The organism is Fundicoccus sp. Sow4_D5 (genome assembly GCF_052116365.1).
Lineage (GTDB): Bacteria > Bacillota > Bacilli > Lactobacillales > Aerococcaceae > Fundicoccus.
The window spans coordinates 49074-68071 of record NZ_JBQKLF010000003.1 but is presented as its reverse complement, the minus strand read 5'-3'; the positions used below and the strand labels follow the sequence as shown (position 1 = coordinate 68071).

At 41.9% G+C, this 18998-nt stretch carries 14 protein-coding genes; 11 read left to right on the top strand and 3 right to left on the bottom strand.

The features are described from left to right. Positions 1 to 2 precede the first annotated feature (2 nt). The 3 genes from phnE (at position 3) to ACTQ45_RS05700 (ending at position 2877) form a co-directional block, all read left to right on the top strand. The gene (gene phnE, locus ACTQ45_RS05710) at positions 3 to 812 is read left to right on the top strand and encodes a phosphonate ABC transporter, permease protein PhnE (protein WP_441753492.1); all 810 of its coding nucleotides are present in this window, start codon (positions 3 to 5) and stop codon (positions 810 to 812) included. A 14-nt stretch (positions 813 to 826) separates the two neighbouring features. Continuing rightward, positions 827 to 1210, top strand: coding sequence for an SMU1112c/YaeR family gloxylase I-like metalloprotein (gloA2, locus tag ACTQ45_RS05705; protein WP_441763263.1), 384 nt, complete (start codon positions 827 to 829; stop codon positions 1208 to 1210). A 167-nt stretch (positions 1211 to 1377) separates the two neighbouring features. Continuing rightward, complete coding sequence (locus ACTQ45_RS05700) at positions 1378 to 2877, top strand: prolyl oligopeptidase family serine peptidase (RefSeq protein WP_441763262.1); 1500 nt, start codon at positions 1378 to 1380, stop codon at positions 2875 to 2877. A 38-nt stretch (positions 2878 to 2915) separates the two neighbouring features. Here the strand turns inward: ACTQ45_RS05700 and ACTQ45_RS05695 are convergent, their stop codons facing one another. Beyond that, entirely contained in the window at positions 2916 to 3815 is a 900-nt protein-coding gene (locus tag ACTQ45_RS05695; protein ID WP_441763182.1) for a hypothetical protein, read from the bottom strand. Between the two features lie 258 nt (positions 3816 to 4073). Further along, the gene (locus ACTQ45_RS05690) at positions 4074 to 5120 is read right to left on the bottom strand and encodes an acyltransferase family protein (protein ID WP_441763181.1); all 1047 of its coding nucleotides are present in this window, start codon (positions 5118 to 5120) and stop codon (positions 4074 to 4076) included. Positions 5121 to 5274: 154 nt separating this feature from the next. On the opposite strand from ACTQ45_RS05690, the gene ACTQ45_RS05685 reads away from it, so the two are divergent. From ACTQ45_RS05685 to ACTQ45_RS05665, 5 genes are all read left to right on the top strand, one after another. After that, positions 5275 to 5484, top strand: a complete 210-nt coding sequence (locus ACTQ45_RS05685) for a DUF1659 domain-containing protein (protein ID WP_441753486.1) — start codon at positions 5275 to 5277, stop codon at positions 5482 to 5484. 4 nt (positions 5485 to 5488) lie between these two features. Next, on the top strand, positions 5489 to 5719 hold the full coding sequence (locus ACTQ45_RS05680; protein WP_441753484.1) for a DUF2922 domain-containing protein: 231 nt from the start codon (positions 5489 to 5491) through the stop codon (positions 5717 to 5719). A 957-nt stretch (positions 5720 to 6676) separates the two neighbouring features. Further along, positions 6677 to 9184, top strand: a complete 2508-nt coding sequence (locus tag ACTQ45_RS05675; protein WP_441763180.1) for a peptidoglycan amidohydrolase family protein — start codon at positions 6677 to 6679, stop codon at positions 9182 to 9184. 165 nt (positions 9185 to 9349) lie between these two features. Further along, positions 9350 to 11020, top strand: a complete 1671-nt coding sequence (locus tag ACTQ45_RS05670) for a Rib/alpha-like domain-containing protein (protein WP_441763179.1) — start codon at positions 9350 to 9352, stop codon at positions 11018 to 11020. A 741-nt stretch (positions 11021 to 11761) separates the two neighbouring features. Next, a complete protein-coding gene (locus ACTQ45_RS05665; RefSeq protein WP_441763178.1) occupies positions 11762 to 14125 on the top strand; it encodes a LysM peptidoglycan-binding domain-containing protein in 2364 nt (787 codons plus the stop codon). A 133-nt stretch (positions 14126 to 14258) separates the two neighbouring features. On the opposite strand, the gene ACTQ45_RS05660 is transcribed toward ACTQ45_RS05665, so the two are convergent. After that, positions 14259 to 15155 carry an SDR family oxidoreductase gene (locus ACTQ45_RS05660; protein ID WP_441763177.1) on the bottom strand — a complete coding sequence of 299 codons (897 nt, stop codon included), beginning with the start codon at positions 15153 to 15155 and terminating at the stop codon, positions 14259 to 14261. A 142-nt stretch (positions 15156 to 15297) separates the two neighbouring features. On the opposite strand from ACTQ45_RS05660, the gene ACTQ45_RS05655 reads away from it, so the two are divergent. From ACTQ45_RS05655 to ACTQ45_RS05645, 3 genes are all read left to right on the top strand, one after another. After that, the gene (locus ACTQ45_RS05655; protein ID WP_441763176.1) at positions 15298 to 16122 is read left to right on the top strand and encodes an aldo/keto reductase; all 825 of its coding nucleotides are present in this window, start codon (positions 15298 to 15300) and stop codon (positions 16120 to 16122) included. A 184-nt stretch (positions 16123 to 16306) separates the two neighbouring features. Further along, on the top strand, positions 16307 to 17914 hold the full coding sequence (locus ACTQ45_RS05650) for a helicase HerA-like domain-containing protein (RefSeq protein WP_441763175.1): 1608 nt from the start codon (positions 16307 to 16309) through the stop codon (positions 17912 to 17914). Positions 17915 to 18079: 165 nt separating this feature from the next. Then, entirely contained in the window at positions 18080 to 18997 is a 918-nt protein-coding gene (locus ACTQ45_RS05645) for an aldo/keto reductase (protein ID WP_441763174.1), read from the top strand. Position 18998: the final 1 nt, after the last annotated feature.

Here is an 18998-nt window from a genome sequence, read left to right as displayed (position 1 = left end):
AAATGATAGATAAAATTAATGAAATGTATGAACGAAAAGAAACGAACCGTACGTCACGCATCCTTTGGACATTATTAGTAGTGGGCTTATTATCATGGTCAGCGACAACTGTCGGAAGTGTAAACATCACAAAGAACGGACTTGAAATTGCCGGGAATATTTTCCGCGGGATTTTATCACCGTCAACCGAATTATTATTTAACTTCACGAAACAGTCCGTCGGCTACTTGTTGCTTGAAACAATGGCGATTGCTTTTCTTGGAACATTAGTGGGGGCAGTTTTCTCATTCCCGTTGAGTTTCCTAGCATCGTCTAAGGTGATGCCATTTCCAGTCGTTGTAATCACTCGTTTAGTCGTGATTATGATTCGAACGATTCCTGCATTCGTCTACGGTTTGATGTTCATCCGTGTAACAGGACCCGGACCCTTCGCAGGTCTAATGACTTTATCAGTAACTTCAATTGGCATGTTAACTAAATTATTTAGTGAAACAATTGATGATATTGATACGTCCATTCTAGAAGCTTTAGATGCGATGGGCTGTACTACTTTTGAGAAAGTTCGCTTTGGAATTTTGCCGCAATTATGGTCTAGCCTACTATCTACCTTAATTTTCCGTTTCGATATGAACTTACGAGACGCAACGACCTTAGGTTTAGTAGGTGCCGGTGGTATCGGTGCGCCTTTAATTTTCGCGATGAGTTCTTATCGTTGGAGTGAGGTAGGTGCCTTACTTCTTGGCCTGATTGTGTTGATTTTAATTGTAGAGTTTACATCAAGTTATATTCGTAAGAAATTAGCACGCGGTTAGGAGAGATCTAGTTGATGTTTGAAAAGATTCATCATATCGCAATCATTGCGTCGGATATCACGGTATCCAAACACTTTTATACGCAAATGCTAGGCTTTGAAATCATTGCTGAAACTTACCGCGAGGCTCGAGATTCTTGGAAAATTGACTTAGCTTTAAACGGAGATTACCTTATCGAACTCTTTTCCTTTCCCAATGCACCTACTCGCTTGGATGGTCCGGAGGCACTTGGCCTGCGACATCTAGCCTTTACAGTAAACGATATTGAAGCCACCGTTGCTGAGCTATCAGCTCGCGGCGTGGACGTAGAGGCCATTCGCCAGGATGAATTAACAGGCGCTTTCTACACTTTTTTCAAAGATCCCGACGGCTTACCGATCGAATTAGTCCAAAATTAAGCCCTTAAAAGTCGCCTATTGAAATCACCGGACCATTTCCTAGGCAGAATAGGACGCAAAACTGCAGATGCCTTTTTACAAGTTAGCTTGTTTAAAAAAGAGTCTCCTCAAAAAAATAATGAGTCTAGACCTTTTGGCGATTAACAATCCCATAAAAGAGGGCTTATATATATGACATTTACTCAGATTTTCATTATACTAGTGGGTATAGAACAGATGGAGGTGGAGGTACAATCGTTGCAAATGAGAGTATTATCCAAGGTGTAACACTTTATATAAATGGATATGAATGGGGACCGGCGGTGTCACGTTTAATTTTAAATACGACACAACTTGTTTTGGCTGTAGATTATGAACAAGCACTCGTTAAAACGAACGATGTGGAGCGAACAATTCTAGCAGCTTATCCTTCAGATTCAAAGGGACAAAAACTTGGAGCAGATCAGGATAGTCGCTATGTTACTCTAGAACTTTCAACGCAGTATCTGACCAAAGCGCCAGGCAATAAAGCCCTGCCGTTTCAGTTAGATACAGAAACAGGCTTTTTTAACTGGGCTCCGACTTATATCGTCAGTATTACGGATTTAATTTTTACGGCGGCTAATAATTATCAGTCGCTCAAGGGTGAAATTCGGGTGAATGCCATTGAAAATCGCGTTTCGCCAGATACAGATTTATTTAAGATTCGCAATTCCTTCAGTGGTGAATATATTAACCCAACGACTAAGCAACTTGAGCAACAACGCTTGACTTACGCCGCCTATGAACCCGAGAATTTGAAACCGGTCGATTTACTTCCTTTAATTGTCTGGCTTCATGGCGCTGGTGAAGGTGGGACGGATGTTGAAATTGCCTTATTAGGTAACGAGACAACGGCTTTAGCAAAACCAGAAATTCAGGACCAATTTCAGAATGGACTGCGCTCAGGTGCGCATGTCTTAGTTGTACAGACACCGACATTTTGGATGGATGAAGGTGAGAATCGAACCGGTCCTGGTGCCGGAAAATCTCGTTATACGGAAATTTTGATGGATACGATTCGTCACTATGTTGACAGCAATGACAATATCGATAGCCACCGGATTTATTTAGGCGGTTGTTCGAATGGCGGCTATATGACGGTCAATATGTTGTTGGAATACCCGCAAACTTTTGCGGCAGCTTATCCAGTGTGTGAGGCTTATTCATTTTATGGTTTTGAACGCGATAAAAATGGCTCTTATGAAACAACAACTGACAGCTTCGGTAACATTCGTTACAAGGCTAGCGAAGCATTGTGTCTGACTGAAGATCGAATTCGTCAGTTGGCTGACGAAGCGATTTGGTTTGTGCATGCCGCAAATGACCGTACCGTGGTTCCTTTTTTAACGGTAGAACCGACTTATCGCCGCATCCTGAAGCAGGGCGCGCAAAATGTTTGGTTTTCATATTTTGAAACGGTGGTTGGTTTGGATGAAGTGGATGAGAAGTACAATGGTCACTTATCATGGATTTATTTATTTAATAACCAAGTGCGTGGGGTTCAAAACCCTACCAAAATTCGACAAGATAACCGTTATGAGCCATCAAACGATACTTTAGGTGGTTCTTATAAGGTAATAGATGACACCGATGGTGTTGAAGAATTTGAAACTATTTTTGCTTGGTTGAACGAGCAAAGACTGTAAATAAAAACACCTAGCCAATTTTTTAGCTAGGTGTTTTTTTATTGACCATAATTGGCTAGGGCATTACGGAGTGTGAGGGAGTCGATGCCTTTCTGGGTATAAAGTTCGTTGAGCTCTTTGGATTGAGAGTGACCGGGCGATTTGTTCAAATGTTCACAAACGCAGCTGTAAGCTATGAAATCTTTAATCTGTCGCGGGCTGATAAGGTAAAGACTAGAATTGGTAAATTGGCTATTGGGAAATACTTGTCGGTTTTGGAAACTGTCAAAATTCACATGGAAATTCAAATGTAACTGTGGCAGTGAGGTCGTAAAATAATAGACCCACTGACAGCAGAGATGATTAGCATATTCCAATTGCTTGATGAGTTTGGTGGTCGGTTGCTTGAGTGATATCATACATTTGCGCATGGAGTCATCACTGAAATTAAAGGTAAAGTGAAAGAAATCCTGTTTGGGTGCTGAGTCATTGATGGATAAGGTGGGGGTGTCGATGTGAGTGCATTTAGATACATTCAGCCAATTGGATTGTTTAGCTTGGCAAAACCTGAGATAGATAATATTGCCGTTCACGTATGGATAGGTGGTACGTGGACTCTTGTTGATGGTACGTAAAAATTCTGACCAGAAGCGGTATTTAAAGCCAAGGTGGCTAAAGACGGCTTCGGCAACCCAATCGGATGTTTGACAAGAAACCCAAGTATCTCCGTGGTAATCAATCGTCAAACTTCTAAGTATGGGATGTTTGCAACTGATATCAATAATATAAAGTGGATTAAAAGACTCACTCACTTTCTTGGGGAGAAAATGTGAGCTTTTAATTAACTGTAAAAGTAAATCGTCGTAATGTGGGGCGTCCGGTGATAATATCAGAGATGCCAAACGGCAATCAATTTTTTTATCTAATCCGGTATGATAATACTTTAAGGATTTGTCCATTCATCGGTCTCCTTCCAAAACCATGCTCGCTTTATATGGATAAACACACTTGTGAATTATTTATTTATGAGAATAGAATAACATAAAAGCGTTTACATAGCTAGTGCTTCTTGTTGTTTTATAAACAATTTTTTTATGGTAAAGAGGAGGTTAGAAGGGATGTAATGGATGCTTTCATTGGAGGCTGTTAGGCATGGGAGCGACTTTTGGGCAGGTGGAAGAGACCGTCGGGTCTCTTATGCTCGCATGGTTGGTTGCTTATTTTTCCTGTGTGAGTGTTGTGATGAGTGTATCTAGGATTGGATCGAGGTGTTTTTCAGTGGGGTCGATGTAGTAGCGTTTGAAGCTGGGGTAGAGTGTGACAGATGCGGCGATTGTGACGGTCGTGAGTAGTGTGATTCTAAGTCCGATGTGTTCGATTTCGAGTTGTGGTTGGACGTTGGTTGTGTATGAATATATTGTCAGTAAGATCGGGTGGAAGAGATAGATTTCCATTGAGTAGCTAGCAAGTTTGGCGAGTGGTGTTTGACGTCCGGGTGTTTGGTTGATGTATGTCATCAAGGCGGCGATGGCTAGGATTAGTAGGGTTTCTCCGGCGAAACATTGGATGTTGGATAGGCTGAGTCTTTGGTAGGCTAACATCAGTAGGCTGCTGATGACGAGGCCGCTTTTGAGTGTAATGTTGCGTTGGCTGATATAATAGCCCGCACTTAGACTGATAAGTGCTTTAGGGAAGCCGCCGTTGGCAAGTAAGTCTGCGTGCGCATTTTTAGAAATGATGTAGAGAGCGACTAGGTATAAAACGCTGGCCGCCATGAGTATTTGTGTGGCGTTTAAGCCGCGTTTTAGTAAATGATAGAGTATTAAGCTGGCAAGGAACAAGGCCCACAAGTACCAGAGATGATAGTGACCAATTTGGCCGTTTAAGAATTTGGTCAATGTGAGTGTATTCAGATATTGGCCAAGCGCTTGTGCGAGTGTATTGTCTAGGGTTAGGCTGGCTGGAATAAAGATGAGTCCGTCGATCACGATGTAGAATAAGGTGAAGACGCTGTACATCACCAGTGTTTTAGTCAGTTGGTTTCTGACGTAACGGACTGTTTCTGTTTGTTGGGCGATTAAGTAGCCGGTGGTTGCGAAAAAGAATGGGACTGCGAAATTGAGTAAGTGGCGGTACCAGTAATAATTGGCAAAAGTGGCTAGGTCTTCAGTTTCTAAAAAGGCTGTGACGTGTATTAAGACGACAGCGATTGCCGCAATGAATTTAAATTTGTCGATTGTATAGTTGTGCGTTTTGTTTTGCATGATGACACCTCGTTTTTTTATTGAACTTTTAGTTTACCAGATTGTGTTGACGTTGATAATTTTTTTGCCTTATTGAGGGAATGTGGGGACACATTTACTTTTCTTTGCGTTTATATGTGTGTAAGCTGCTTACAAAAACAAAGGGGGTTACACAATGCAAGGACAATTTGAAAAAGCGTCGTTGGAGATTCAGTTCAATGACGGGTCGGATAAGGTGTTGAAACAGTCATTCGCAAATTTAAAAGCGGGGGTTAATGAGGAGACATTGGCTATGATTCATGAGGCGATTAGTAATATATCGGCCTATCCTACGGGAGATATCGTGGTTGTTGAACGCACGAATTACGCGAAAGTTGGAGGTTAATTAAATGGACAAAATATTACAAATGGAATTTAAGTCGGCTGAAGGTAAAAGTCGTACCTTACGTTTGAACAATCCTCGCGAGAATTTAGACCGCGAAACGGTGGAGACGGCAATGGAGCAAATTATTGCGGCAGACGCTTTTGAGAAGGATACTTATGGTCTTTATGCAGCTAAGCATGCGGCGCGTTATGTTGAGACAATCACAACGCCTTTATTCGATCTAGATAACGAGTAAGCGACAGAGTGGCTTCTTGGCCGCCTGTGATTTAGCTAGGTCAGCTGATTAAGAGAATAACAGTAAATGGGCTCCTTGGGGAATGATCTCTGAGGGGCTTTTTTTTGTTGGATAAGAAGTTGAGAAGCATCTAGCTAAGGGGTTTTCTCTATTAAAAAAATCCAAAAGAGGCGATGTGTTCACTGCGTTTGGCGGCTGGATAAAAAAAGATTCGGTTCTTTTTAAATTATCCTGAACGCTTGTGAAGGACACCGCTGATTTTTATGGAGGGAATGAGTAAGAGCGGGAACAGTAGCGAGAATAAGTTAGGACCGAAAGCTTGTTCTGATTGGAAGCTTGGATGAAGCCGAATATTGGACGAGCCCTTCCTCAGCAAAGGATAGCCGTTCAGCACAAGTGGATAAGAAGCCAAGCCAAGCCAATAAGTATAGTAGCAGTGGAGACAGTCGGATAGAGTGGGATGAGTACGTCTTTGCTTTCACTCTGGCTAGTTTTAGAGTAGTCGACAGGGGGAGGTGTTTTCTTACGTTCAATGTTCTTTAACCACCAATATATCTACTTATATTAGCAAGTATCCAAGCTCACCATATTTATCTTTCGGTTTAGTGGCTTTGAGCGCTATTGTGTCGAAATGGGATTGTAATTATAGAAGCCATTGTCATCAATTACTAACGATAAGGCTAGCTGATGGTTATGTTTGTTTATTTATTGAATAGACAATTTACTTGTTTATGTAAAATAGAAATTAAGTTTTTTTTAAGGCGAAGCAGATAGTTAGTTTCTATCTGTTTGAAAAGGTTGATAGGACGTGCTTTATAGAATGTAACTAGATGCAAATATGTTGTGATACTGGCTTGCGACATGCTTGTAAGCGCGTTGTAATTAGAAGTCGTCAAATTAAAACAATCATTTGTTAGGATGGATTCAGTATTAATTCAGCCAAAAGGAGTGTGCGGAATGGAAAGAAAAAAGATGCATAAACGCAAGGGACAGTGGATCACGATATCGACATCCTTGATTGCGTCAATGATGGTGGGAGCGTCGTCTCAAACGATTGCTGCGGCACAAGAAGACGTTGCATATATCCCTGAAGAAGGTTGGACTGTCGAACAATCAGCGCTAAGCGAGGAAGTCGTTGAGGCGGAGGTTTATACAGAGCCTGCGTCAGAAGAAGTGACTTCTCTTATAGAAGAAACAATCGCGGAAGTAGCCGAAGTGGTTGAACCAACTGAAGCCACTGTAGTTGAAGCAGTTGTCACTGAAGAAATTATTAAAGAAGTTGTTAATGATGAATCTGCTGCCACAGGTTCTGCAAATGTCGTGGAAGAAGTTGTGGAAATCGAAGAAACTGCTCCCGTTGGAGACGAACCATTCACTGAAATTGAAGCAGATTCAGCTGTCGATTTACTAGTTGAAACGCCTAGCGAAGAGTCAGTAGTATTAGACGAAATCGAAATAGTTTCGGAGCCAGTAGCAGTAGCAGTAGAAGCAGAAGTTATTGAAACCACACCTGAAACGGTAATGACTGAAGAGTCCTACGACGACTCAGGAGAAGAACATGAAGCGGAAACACCGATTGCAGAGTCAATCGAAAATACAGAAATCGACACAGCAATTGTTGAGTTTGAAGTTGAAGAGTCAGTGGCTACACCAGAAGTAGAAGAACCTGTTGTTATTGACGAAGTAGAAGCAGAAGATGCTGACGAATTAGATGAAACGGAGTCATCTGAAGAAGTTGAAACATCAGAACTTCCGAGTGAAGACAGTGAAACAGATCTAGAAGAAGACCTTGTTATAAATGAAGAAGCTGAAACGATTGAATTGCCTGAAGCTAATTTGACTGAAGAAGAAACGACAGGGGAACTGTTTGCAGATGAAATCACAGAGGAAGAGGATAACGCAACTGAAGAAGATCCTTCTAACGTAGAAATAGAATCAGAAGAAGACACTTATCCGGAAGAAGTTGCGCAAGAGCCAACTAACATAGAAGAGCCAACTAACATAGAAAACCCGATAAACACTGAAAGCTCGTCAGAAACTGAAGATTCATCAGATATTTATCCGCAAGAGCAATCTCAAGCAACTGAAGAAAGTGAGCCTAAGTCATTACCAGCCGAAAGCGAACCAACACAGCCTGTGTCATCTGACTCAACAGAAAATTCAGTGACGACCTTGCCTAAACAAGAATCAAGCAATCCCAATCCAACCAGTACGACGTCTAGCCAAAAAGTGACGACTCAAGCATCCGATAGACTTCAAACGCTGGCTACGACGAGCGCTACTAATGACAAACCAAGTTATACAATTAACCGTGGCGATACCTTGTGGTCATTGGCACGCCGTCATCAAGTGACAGTTACACAACTAAAAGACTGGAATAACCTGTCGAGTGACATGATTATTGCTAACGCCTCTTTAATTGTTTCAAATCCAAATAATGCGACAAGCACGAGTGATGAGAAACGTCAACAGAATGCAGGGAACCAAGCAACTAGCGACACGACTTCTAACAGGCCCGCCGCGAACACGTCACCCAATCAACCACAAGCTGAAGGAGACAATACGCCAGCAAATACTCCACAAACAACGTCTTACACGATTTCACGTGGAGACACCTTGTGGTCAATTGCTCAACGGCATAATGTCTCACTCGACGACTTAAGAGAGTGGAACAACTTGTCAGGTAATTTAATCCATTCGAATCAACACTTAATAGTGTCGAATCCAAACGCAACATCAAACGCTGGCGACCAGGCGCCAAAGGAAACTGATACTAGTATACCGTCTGACACGCCAACACAAGCAGCGCAACAAACACATACCGTTGGACGAGGTGACTATTTATACGCGATTGCCCGTCAGTATGGCGTCTCGCTTAGCCAACTGTCTGAGTGGAATAACTTAACTACAAGCTCTGTGATTCATCCACGCGATCAAATTATCGTGTCAAATCCAAACGCTAGCGGTAACCAGTCGCCAGACACACCGCAAGACACTAAGGATAAAGAAGCAAATGATACTGAAGCGGTCGATTCAGCTAATAAGCAAGCAGTGATTGACTGGTTCCAGGAAAGAGAAGGTCAAGTGACTTACTCAATGACGAACCGTATGGGGCCAGATAGTTACGACTGCTCAAGTGCCGTTTTCTACGCCTTGATGGCCGGTGGTTACCTTGACGATGGTACTTGGCCAGGGACAACTGAATCTCTTTACGCGCTTGAAGGCAGTCTGTTGACGCCAATTAGCCGTGACGAAGTTCAAGCAGGCGATTTATTTGTCGCAGGTTACAAAGGTAGTTCACTAGGTGCAGGCGGCCATACGGGTCTTGCCCTCAACAACAGTAGTATTATCCATGCGAACTACAGTGATAATGGCATTTCGACGACTCCTATCGAAGGTTATACAAGCTACGCGGGCATGCCAACGTATTGGTACCGCCTAAACGAAGCATTCGCAAACCATTAAAAGCCAGTTCAAATAGCTCTTCGCAACTCACTGCGGGGAGCTATTTTGTTATGGTCATACATTCTTCTAGTTTTATTCATCAAAAGTTCTGTGTATGCGTTTTCAAGAAATGGTATAATAAGGGTGAGAAAGAATCGAGTTCTTTAAATAAAGGAGGTCTTCAAAATGAAAGCAGTGAAGCAGAAACTATTAACTGTTTTCTTGTCAGTGGTGTTAGTGCTAGGTAATGTGACAGTTGTTGCACAAGAGACACATGCAGAAACCTTTGAACCCGAAGTAGTAGAACTATTAATCGCTCAAGTGAATGTAGTGCCAGAAGCCAATACAGCCATTAAAGACGCGGGGGATTATCCAGCGACTTTCGAATGGCAAGACGCGTCCGTTTTCAATACAGTAGCGGATTTAGAGGTGGCAACGGTTGTGGTGACTTATGAGGATGCAACCGAAGAATTGCTTGAAGTAGATATTAAAGTGGTTGAAGAATTGAATGATGCGGCTTTAAACGAACCAATCGCAACGACCGAGTTAATAGTCACAGCGGCAGGTGAGGTACCAGAAGCTTCCCAATATATTATAAATCTTGTGGTGTTGCCAGCAGGCACCGTCTATGAATGGGCAGACCCATCTGTCTTTGATACAGCAGGAGAGCATCTAACGGCAACACTCAAGATTATTTACCCAGATACCTCTTATGATGAGATGTCTTTGTTAGTGACAGTTGAGGCGGAGGAAGAAGAAACAGAAGCAGATTTATACACACCCGTTGCAATTGACCATCTAATCACAGACTTAGCTGTTGTCCCCGTGCCGGGCGATGCGCTTGTTAATCTTGAAAATTTACCGACAGATGCTGTCGTGACTTGGCAAGATGAGGTCGTCTTTAGCGAAGTAAAAACGGAAGTTTACGAGAATGTGATTGTCACTTACGGCGATGGTTCAAGTGATATGTTGCCAGTCTTGGTGAGCGTTAGAGAACCGGCAGAAGAAGAAACAGAAGCAGAACGTTATACACCGACAACTCAAGCAATTACGACTGAACTCGGTATTGTACCGTTAGCGATTGATGCGATTGCTAACCTTGACGAGTTACCTACGAATACTCAATTTACTTGGCAAGATGACAGTATCTTTAAGCAGTTGGGTGAAGCGGTGGAAACATTTGTCTTAGTGACTTATCCTGACAAATCAATCGACGAGTTAGCAGTGGTTGTGACAATTGTGGACGAGTTAACACCAGAATCTGATGCGTCACTATACACACCGCGTCCGGTGGCACTGATAACGACCAAAAAAGACATTGTACCGATGGCGAAACATGCGATTGAAAATATCGACGAATTACCCAATGATGCCCAGTATACTTGGGAAGATGATACCATCTTTGATACCGTTGCAGCGGCTAGTTTTACGAATGTGATGATTACATACGCTGATGGATCAATGGACACAGTCGCTGTGCCAATTACTGTTACTGAGACTGAGGCGCCTGTAGCGACACATGCCCGTGTCATCGTGCATTTCGTTGACACAGAAGGTAATCTTCTATTACCTTCACAAATAAATGCCCGTGAAATAGGCACAACTTATGGCTCAACACGTGTAGCGATTGAAGGTTACACGTTAGATTCAATTGTTGGTCAGGAAAAAGGCATCGTTGACAAAGATGAAACGAAAAATACAGTCACCTATGTTTACCGTAAATTAACTAATCAGCCACAGTTGCCAAACACAGGAGAAACCAGTAATCTCTTGATTTATGGCTTAGGAAGCTTAGCGCTTTTAGCGGGAGTGGCTTCACTTATAGTAGCTTATCGTAAACGTCGTGGAAATGATTAACCAATATATTCAAGGCGCCGACTGAAAAGTATGGCGTCTTTTTTTGAGGTTCTAGACATGGTAAGGCTTACTAGGATGTGCTGATTTGATCGTGAGGTAAACTCTCCAGCTAATTGATTCTATCGCTAGTTTATAGACTTAATTAGCTGGAGGTTGCTATTATTATGGGAGTTAATCATAACTCTCTATAAGTCGTCGTGTCATCTTCCGCCACGTCTTTTGCAAGCACTGAAAACGCGTGACAAGAGATGACACGTCCTTTTTTTGATAAAAGTAGCTGGATTTGAAGCAGAAAGTCTATTATTTGGTCGAAATATCTGCAGAAAGCGTTAGAACTCTCTATAAGTCGTCGTGTCATCTTCCGCCACGTCTTTTGCAAGCACTGAAAACGCGTGACAAGAGATGACACGTCCTTTTTTTGATAAAAGTAGCTGGATTTGGCAAGTCAAGAACTGTAGGGAAATACATAGAAAGCTTACCAAGCAAGTGTTCTAGCAATAACTCAACTAACTAAATCAACAAATCACTTCCCCTATCACAGTTTGAATATTAATATATCTGAGGTAGTCAAATGTTTTTGAATTTTTCGTCTCATAAAGTCATCGTTTTGACACTAGCGTGTCTGTTGTTTGAATAAATTGTTAGATTCTTGTAACATTCAAGATAGAAATTGTTAGGGGATTCATGGTAAAATTGTAACGTAGTCATTTATATATTCTAATTAAGTTAGGAGCTCAGACATTGGAAAGAAAAATTATGCATAAATCAAAAGGCCGATGGGTTGTATTGTCATCATCTTTGCTAGTTTCTGCGTTTGCTTTAAGCCTAGTGACACCAGTTGCTCAAGCGGAAGAAATAACAGATGATTCAGCTGTTATTTCCGATGAGGTTTCAACAAACGATGCACCAGAAGAAGCGATTGCTTCATTAACAGATGAAGAATCAGAGTTAGTAGACAATGTCGTAGATGAATTAATTTCAGATGTAATTAGTGCGGACGAAACATTAGTCACAGACGAAACAGAAGTTGAAGCAGAAGCAGAAGCCGTAGCTATGGCAACTGAAGCACCTGCAGTATTTGCAAACACTCGTGTAGCGGCAGGAGCACATACGGTTGCTTACGGAGATACTTTATGGAAAATTGCTAATGCACATGGCATTACAGTAGCGCAATTACGTTCGTGGAATAATCTTTCAGGAGATATGATTTTTATTGGAGATCAATTAGTTGTATCAAATCCAGGAACAGTAGTTGACACACCAACAACACCAACTCCTGAGCCGAAACCAGAAACAAAGCCAACACCAGAAACTACTACACCAGCGCCAACAACAGGCAAAACGTATACTGTGCGTCCAGGTGATTATTTATATAAAATTGCGACTGACAATAATATTACGGTCGATCAATTAAAATCATGGAACAATTTGACGTCTAATTATATTTATTCAGGTGACAAATTAACGGTTACGAATCCAGCAACGGTCACACCGAAGCCAGAGAATCCGAAGCCAGAGACGCCGAAACCAGAACCGACGCCAGACCCAGTGACGCCGCCGGTAACGGAAACACCCAAAGCTAAGACGTATACAGTTCGCCCAGGCGACTATCTATACAAAATAGCAACGCAAAACAACGTGTCCATCGAGCAATTAAAAGCATGGAACAATTTAACGTCTAACTATATTTATTCAGGGGATGTATTCTACGTAACAGATCCAAGTAAGGCGCCAGTTAAACCAACGCCAACTCCAGATCCAAAACCAGAAATACCGAAACCTGAAACGCCAACTCCAAACCCAACACCGACGACTCCAACGAAGACATACACTGTCCGCCCTGGAGATTCATTGTGGTTAATTGCCAATAACAATGGCATTACGATTGATCAGTTGAAAGCTTGGAATAAACTAACATCTAACTATATTTATTCAGGAGATGTTTTTGTGGTAACGGATCCTAGCAAGGCGCCAGAACCGAAACCAGAACCGAAACCAGAACCGAAACCAGAATCAAAACCAGAACCGAAACCAGAACCAAAACCAGAACCAGAAACACCAGCTAAGACGTATACCGTTCGTCCTGGGGATTCACTATGGTTAATCGCCAATAACAATGGCATTACGATTGATCAGTTGAAAGCTTGGAATAAACTAACATCTAATTATATTTATTCAGGTGATGTGTTTGTCGTAACAGATCCTAGTCAAGTACCAGCTCCTAAACCAGAGCCTAAACCAGAAATTCCAACAACGCCTCCTGTAGTCGATGAAGGCGATACAACGGAAACGACATTTGACGTGAAAATTAACAAGCCAGACTTAGCTTTCTATGTGGGATCACAATTAGAGTCTGCAGTAGCGTCTGATTCAATTAAATATTTTGGCCAACGGTTTAAAGTTGTGAGTGAATTTACTGATGAGAAGGGTGTTAAATTCTTAGAAGTTTCTCAAAACGGTAAAACCGTTGGTTACGTCAATGCGGATGCTGCGGTTGAAGTGCCAGCGAATAAAAAAGTTGTCTATTTAGACGCTGGACATGGTGGGAGCGAAACCGGAACTTACAATTACGGTGTGGCTGAGAAAGATTTAAACTTGAATATTACACGTCAATTAGCAGAGCGTTTACGTGAATTAGGCTATCTGGTCTATGAAACACGTACAACTGATAAAGAAGTCAAACTGCATGATCGTGATGATCATCCAAACGAAGTGATGCCTGATATTTACGTAAGTATTCACCATAATGCGATGCCAGCTTCTTACCAAGGGCGTGTAAATGGGATTGTGACACTATATCATCATCCAGACATTTCTGAGCCGGGTTGGCCAACGCTGAAAACAGATAATTGGACGCGTATCAATGCAGGTAAAAACTTGTCACAAGCGATCCAAGATGCTTTAGTGGATGCGACAGGTGCAGTGGATCAAGGAATACGTAAACAAAACTTACATGTGACTCGTACAACAAATGTACCAGCAACATTAGTTGAATTAGGATTCTTAGATAACTGGGCAGAGCATCAAAAATTAATCACACCTTCTTACCAAAAGAAATTGGTAGGTGGTTTGGTGACAGGAATTACAAATTACTTTAAACGTTAATTTCAATGAAAATTAAACTCTCCTCCTAACTCAGTTAAATAACAGAGTCGGGAGGAGAGTTTTTATGCTTACACTTAAAACTAACATCTTTCACTTTAGATAACCCAGCACACCGTCGACTAACTTAACAGTGTTACAGGTTGATATTCGTCCCACCGTTAATCCCATGGATTTGACCAGTCACAAAACTAGCATCATCTGAGGCTAAGTAGACATACATATGGGCTAATTCGGCTGGTTGACCGGCACGGCCAATCAAGGAACCTTGTCCGAAATTAGGCAATTGTCCGGGTAACTGTCCTTTATTCAACTGCAAGGGGGTCCAAACGGGACCAGGAGACACTGCATTGACACGGACCCCTTTGTCAGCGAAATATTGCGCCAAGTTGACCGTTAAATTAGAAATGGCGCTCTTAGTTGCTGCGTAGTCTAACAATTGAGGGCTTGGATCGAAACTTTGAGAAGAAGTTGTCGTAATAATGGAACTACCAGGTAGTAAATGCTTCTGCGCTGCTTGGACACTTTCAAACATGCTGATAACATTGACTTTAAAGGTATCTTCCACCTGTTGAATCGGTAAGTCTGCTAAGGTTTCAATCGCCACTTGCATGGCTGAATTCAAAACCAACAGATCTAAACCACCAAAAGCATCAACAGTTTCATGAACAATCCAACTGGCTGCACCTTCATCACGCAAGTCGCAGGGTAACAAGAAGGCTTGTCGACCTTCATCTTCGATATAGCCTTTAACTTCCTTTGCATCGGCTTCTTCTCCAGGAACAAACTGAATCGCAACATCACAGCCTTCACGAGCGAAAGCAATTGCTGCTGCCCGGCCGATACCTGAATCTGCCCCAGTCACGAGCGCTTTTCGGTTCAGTAACTTGCCTGTTCCGACATAGGAGGCTTCCCCACAATCTGGGCGGGGTTGCATTTGACTTTGCAAAGCTGGTTCGGCTTGTGTTTTTTGAACAGGGAATTTGTCTGAATGATACATTACACGAGGGTCATTAAGCACTGATTTTTTCATTTAAATACCTCCATCATCTATGACACACGACATTACTGAATTCAGTATAACATTGCTGTCAGATTATTCGTCTTATTTTGACCGTATTGATTTAAAAAAATGATTAATAAGTATATACTAACGTTAGAAAGAGGTGGCTTTGATGACAATCTTAAATAAAAAATTGACACTTAATAATGGCGTGGAAATTCCACAAATTGCATTAGGAACTTGGCAAGTTTCGACGGCTGACGCTGTCCATTCGACGGCCTTTGCGTTGAAGAATGGTTACCGCCATATCGATGGTGCCCATGGTTATGGTAATAGTAAGGGAATTCGGGCTGGGATTGCAGCTAGCAAAGTGAAACGTGAAGAAATCTTTATTACAACAAAAGTACGCGGAGAATCGAAAACTTACACAGCGGTGATGTCTGATGTGTATGATGAGTTGAAGGACTTGGGAACGGATTATATTGATTTAGTTTTAGTTCACTGTCCAACCCCTTGGCGATTTTTCAGTCGCGATGACAAACGTCCTAACTTTTACCTAGAGAATTTAGAGGTTTGGCGTGCTTTGAGTGAACTCTATGAAAATGGTTTTATCCGTGCGATTGGTGTCTCGAATTTTAATGTGGCAGACTTGGAAAATCTATTGGCTAATACAGATATTAAACCAGTTGTTAACCAAATTCTCTTCCATATTGGTTATACACAATCGGATATTGTTGAATACTGTCAAGCAAATAACATTCTGATTGAAGCCTACTCTTCATTAGGAACAGGAAGTTTACTTGGGAATGCCGATATTCAAGCGATTGCTGATAAGTATGATGCGACAATTCCACAGATCTGTTACCGCTATCCGGTTCAAAAAGGTCATATAATCTTGCCGAAATCGGTACATGAGAAATATATTATTGCAAATACTCAATTGGATTTTGAAATCAGTGAGGAAGATATGTTAGCTTTGGATCAATTGTTTATTTAGTTAGTCAGCTTAAACCTCTCCTTCTGGGGAGGTTTTTAACATCTGTTAAGAGTAAAGTTGATCAGTCCGTATAAACATTCATCGAGGATTGGACCTGAAAGACATAAATGAATTCGCTAACAATCATTCTGGAACTTGTGTTAAACTAGACCTATTAGATTGCGACTTGAGGAGGATGTTAGCGGTGACTGAGAAGGTATATTTGGGGTTTGGAAAAGAGGTTGCATCACTTGAATTGGATAAGCTGAATCGCCACGGAATTATTGCAGGTGCAACGGGAACGGGAAAGACGATCACATTGAAAGTTTTGGCGGAACAATTAAGTGATGCTGGCATTCCGGTATTTCTATCGGACATCAAAGGTGATTTGGCAAGTTTAGCCGAAGCCAACACGAATGATGATTTACAGGGGCGTTTGGAAGCTACGCAGTACACGACATTTGAACCGAAACAGTATCCGGTTGAAATTTGGGATGTATTGGGTGAGGAAGGACTACCCGTTCGTATTACAATTTCTGAGATGGGCCCGATTTTACTGGCTCGCCTTTTAGGACTGAATGACACACAAACGGGAATATTAAATATTGTCTTTGCGGTGGCCGACGAACAAGGCTTGTTGTTGATTGATTTGATGGATTTTCGAGCAATGTTGAATTATGTTGCTGAGAATGCGAAAGAATTGGCCAGCCATTATGGAACCATTTCGAAAGCTTCAATTGGCGTTATCTTGAGAAGTATTGTTGTCTTAGAACAACAAGGAGGCGCTCGTTTCTTTAATGAGCCGAGTTTAGAAATTAACGATTTTCTTCGCCAGGCTCAAGATGGTCGTGGCGTGATTAATATTCTGAATGCCAAGCAACTCTATACACTGCCAACCCTATATGCGACCGTCTTGTTAGCACTTCTATCTGAGCTTTACGAGGAATTACCAGAAGTGGGCGATTTGGATAAGCCGAAGCTAGTGTTTTTCTTTGATGAAGCCCACTCACTATTTGAGGGAACACCTAAAGCATTACTCGATCAAATAGAATTGATTGTTCGATTGATTCGTTCAAAAGGTGTCGGTGTTTTCTTTGTCACACAGAATCCGACAGATATTCCAGATACAGTGGCAAGTCAGCTAGGGAACCGAATTCAACATGGCTTACGAGCATTTACACCAAAAGAATTGACGGTTGTCAAAGCAGTCGCTCAAACGTTCCGTCAAGAAGTTGACATGGATTTAGAAAAAATAATTCAAGAATTAAAGGTGGGAGAAGCAGTCGTTTCAACCCTTCAGGCGGATGGCACGCCATCTTTTTCTGACCGAGTGATGATTTATCCACCACAGAGTAAAATTGGAACGATTGATCCGACTGTTTTACTAAGTCTAATCAATCATTCGACTCTACTTGTGAAATATCAGGAAACAATTAATCGAACAAGCGCCCATGAACAGCTTAATGAATTAGTCGCCGAACAAGAAGCCGCTCTCATAGCAGAAGCTGAAGCAGCCGAACATGAAGCAGTTGCTGCTAAGCAAGCGGCAGAAGCTGAGCGATTGACTCAAGAACATGAAAAAGCCGAAGCAAAGCAAGAGGCCGCTGTGGCTAAAGAACTTGAGCGCCAACGTAAGGACGCCGAAAAAGAATTTGAACGCGCCCAAAAAGCCGCTGAAAAAGCGCGAACCAAAACCAGTACGCGTCGGACTGATTCACCAATGGATCGTTTTACTAAGAATATTATGAGTTCAGTCGGTCGAGAAGTTGGCAAAGCCTTAACTCGTGGAATTACTGGTATGTTCAAGCGCTGATTCACCAGACAAAAAGTGAGAAATTGAAGCGTGGCACTGGATGCGACAGACTCAAGAAAAAGCCGAATAAGTTATGATCATAATGAGCACATATTTTCTGTTTTAGCGAAACAGCTCGTCGATACACAAAACAACAAATAAGACACACATAAGGGGTAATAAACTATGAAATATTCATCAGTGGGTACAACAGGTATTGAAGCAAGTCGAATGATTTTAGGTTGCATGCGTATGGCAGGTTTGTCCACTCAGGAAGCCGCTAAAGTATTATCAGCAACGAGAGAGCATGGAATAAATTTTTATGATCACGCTGATATTTATGGTGGGGGACAATCGGAAGAAGTCTTCGCGGCAGCCGCTAAAGAAATTGGTTTAAAACGTGATGACATCTTTTTACAATCAAAAGTTGGTATCCGCAAGGGCTTTTTCGATTTTTCTAAAGAGCATATTCTAACTGCAGTTGATGGCATTTTAGAGCGCCTGGAAACTGACTATCTAGATTTCTTATTATTACATCGTCCAGATACTTTAGTTGAACCAGAGGAAGTCGCCGCTGCTTTTGAACAATTACAACAGAGTGGTAAAGTTAGACATTTCGGTGTCAGCAATCAAAATCCCATGCAAATTGAATTATTACAAAAGTTCGTTCCGATGAAATTACAAGCGAATCAATTACAATTTGGACCTGCACATACACCGATGATTGATGCAGGCTTCTATGTTAATACCTTAAGTGACGCTGCGACTAGTCGTGATGGCAGCATTCTGGATTACTCGCGCTTGCATGATATGACCATTCAGCCTTGGTCACCATTTTTAGTGGACCTAGATAAAGGGCTGTTTATTAAGCACCCAGATTATCAAAAACTGACGGCTACTTTGACTCGTTATGCGACAACATACGATGTGACTTTAGAGGCAATTGTGATGGCCTGGATTTTACGTCATCCGGCGAAGATGCAGCCGATTGCTGGTTCAATGAATCCAGAGAGAATTTCTGGTATGGTTCGTGGAACAGAGATCGAATTAAGCCGCGAAGAGTGGTATGATATATATCTAAGTGCAGGCAATAGTTTGCCTTAAA

What these genes read in the sequence shown, in the direction of transcription:
- ACTQ45_RS05690 (WP_441763181.1), bottom strand. Translation starts at nt 5,120, where the DNA reads ATGCAAAACAAAACGCACAACTATACAATCGACAAATTTAAATTCATT.
- gloA2 (WP_441763263.1), top strand. Translation starts at nt 827, where the DNA reads ATGTTTGAAAAGATTCATCATATCGCAATCATTGCGTCGGATATCACG.
- ACTQ45_RS05680 (WP_441753484.1), top strand. Translation starts at nt 5,489, where the DNA reads ATGGACAAAATATTACAAATGGAATTTAAGTCGGCTGAAGGTAAAAGT.
- ACTQ45_RS05670 (WP_441763179.1), top strand. Translation starts at nt 9,350, where the DNA reads ATGAAAGCAGTGAAGCAGAAACTATTAACTGTTTTCTTGTCAGTGGTG.
- phnE (WP_441753492.1), top strand. Translation starts at nt 3, where the DNA reads ATGATAGATAAAATTAATGAAATGTATGAACGAAAAGAAACGAACCGT.
- ACTQ45_RS05685 (WP_441753486.1), top strand. Translation starts at nt 5,275, where the DNA reads ATGCAAGGACAATTTGAAAAAGCGTCGTTGGAGATTCAGTTCAATGAC.
- ACTQ45_RS05675 (WP_441763180.1), top strand. Translation starts at nt 6,677, where the DNA reads ATGGAAAGAAAAAAGATGCATAAACGCAAGGGACAGTGGATCACGATA.
- ACTQ45_RS05695 (WP_441763182.1), bottom strand. Translation starts at nt 3,815, where the DNA reads ATGGACAAATCCTTAAAGTATTATCATACCGGATTAGATAAAAAAATT.
- ACTQ45_RS05660 (WP_441763177.1), bottom strand. Translation starts at nt 15,155, where the DNA reads ATGAAAAAATCAGTGCTTAATGACCCTCGTGTAATGTATCATTCAGAC.
- ACTQ45_RS05655 (WP_441763176.1), top strand. Translation starts at nt 15,298, where the DNA reads ATGACAATCTTAAATAAAAAATTGACACTTAATAATGGCGTGGAAATT.
- ACTQ45_RS05645 (WP_441763174.1), top strand. Translation starts at nt 18,080, where the DNA reads ATGAAATATTCATCAGTGGGTACAACAGGTATTGAAGCAAGTCGAATG.